Source organism: Gryllotalpicola sp. CP2-P1 (assembly GCF_057512245.1).
Genome location: NZ_JBLRDT010000342.1, coordinates 1 through 1,682, shown reverse-complemented (window position 1 = coordinate 1,682; position 1,682 = coordinate 1). Strand labels below are relative to the sequence as shown.

At 71.9% G+C, this 1,682-nt stretch carries 1 protein-coding gene and 1 pseudogene; one reads left to right on the top strand and one right to left on the bottom strand.

The window, feature by feature from the left end; genetic code table 11:
- Positions 1–182 (bottom strand): annotated as a pseudogene (locus ACM2XV_RS15025) (GNAT family N-acetyltransferase); the annotation flags it as partial.
- Between the two features lie 58 nt (positions 183–240).
- Between ACM2XV_RS15025 and ACM2XV_RS15020 the strand changes: the two are divergent.
- Positions 241–1,671: an MFS transporter gene (locus tag ACM2XV_RS15020; protein ID WP_487027521.1), complete on the top strand. Its 1,431-nt coding sequence runs from the start codon at positions 241–243 to the stop codon at positions 1,669–1,671.
- Positions 1,672–1,682: the final 11 nt, after the last annotated feature.

Below are 1,682 nucleotides of genomic sequence, written 5' to 3'. Positions count from 1 at the left end.
TGCGCGCGCACCTCGGCGAGCCCGGCCGGGTCGTCGGCGGGGTCGTGGAATCCGCGGTTGTCGGCCTGCAGCCATGCGTCGAACGCCGCCTGATCGGCGCGGTCGACGAGCCGCAGCTCAAGGCCGGAGCGCGCCAGCCGCTCGGCCGAGGCAGCGTCGATCGGTGCGTCTTCGAAGCTCACGGCACCACGCTAGCGGGCGCTCCGGCCCGGCGCCCGGGCGAGGCACTAGCATCCGTCCATGACCACGACCGCGCCGGCCGCCCGCACCTCGCTCGGCGTCTCGGCCTCGCTGATCGGCTGGCTGTTCTGCGTCGAGCTGACGAGCGGCATCCTGCAGGGCTACTACGTGCCGCTCATCAGCGACATCGTGAAGCACCTCGGCATCCACGACGCCGACTACAACTGGTTCGACGCGGCCCAGCTGCTCGCCTCGGCGATCGTCGTGCCGATCCTCGCGAAGCTCGGCGACATGTACGGGCACAAGCGCGTGCTGCTCGTCGCGACCGCGCTCACCGCCGGCGCGACGTGGTGGCTCGCCTTCGCCGGCAGCTTCACGACCTACCTCATCGCGTTCGCGCTGCAGTGCTTCTACGTCGTCTGGCTGCCGCTCGAGGTCGCGCTGATCTTCGAGCGCGGGCGGCGATCGGATGCCGGGGTGTCGCAGACCCGCCGGGCGGCCGGATTCCTCGTCGTCGCACTCGAGACGGGGGCGATCGCGGGGGCGCTCCTGTCGGGCATCCTGTTCACCGCCACGGGGTCGCTGCCCGCCACGCTCGCGCTGCCCGCCGTCTGCGTCACGCTCGTCTTCTTCGCGATCCTGTTCGGGGTGCCCGAGTCCGAGCCGCTGCCCGGCCGCCGCCTCGACTCCACCGGGTTCGCCGTGCTCGCCGTCGCTCTGCTGCTCGTGACGGGCGGTCTCACGCTGATGCGGTCGCAGGGCCCCGGCAGCCTCTGGGTCTGGCTGCTCATCGCGCTCGGCGTGCTCGCCTTCGTGCCGTTCAGGCTCATCGAGCTGCGCACCGCCGACCCCGCCGTCGACCTGCGCGTCATGCGGAAGCCCGCGATGTGGCCCGTCATCACGACGGCCGGGCTCATCGGTATCAGCCTGCTCGGCGCGCAGGCGCCCCTGTCGACCTTCGCGGGCACGGACCCCGCGAACGGCTACGGGCTCGGGCTTGCGGCATCCGGCCGCTCGCTGCTCATCGGCGTGTACCTCATCTCGATGATCGTCGGCGCGCTGCTGTTCCCGCTCGTCTCGAACTGGACGACCCCGCGCTGGGCCCTCATCATCGGCGCGGCGCTCGTCGGCGTCGGCTATCTGCTGTTCCTGCCGTTCCACGCCCAGACGCTGCAGGTGCTGGTCAACATGCTGATCGCGGGGCTCGGGTCGGGGGCGCTCGTCGGTGCACTGCCCGCGGCCGCCGCGGCAGCCGCGCCGCGCGGTCAGACCGGCGTTGCCACCGGCATGACCAACACGACGAAGACCATCGGCGGCTCGATCGCCTCGGCGGTCTTCGGCGTCGTGCTGCTCACTGCGGCCTCCGAGACGGTCACCTCGACGGCGGCGAGCCTCACAGGCTACATGGCGGTGTGGCTCATCTGCGCGCTTGGCGCCTTCGCCGCGACCGCCCTGCTGTTCTTCGTGCCGAAGGCGGCCTTCGCCGACTGAGCGGCGAGCCG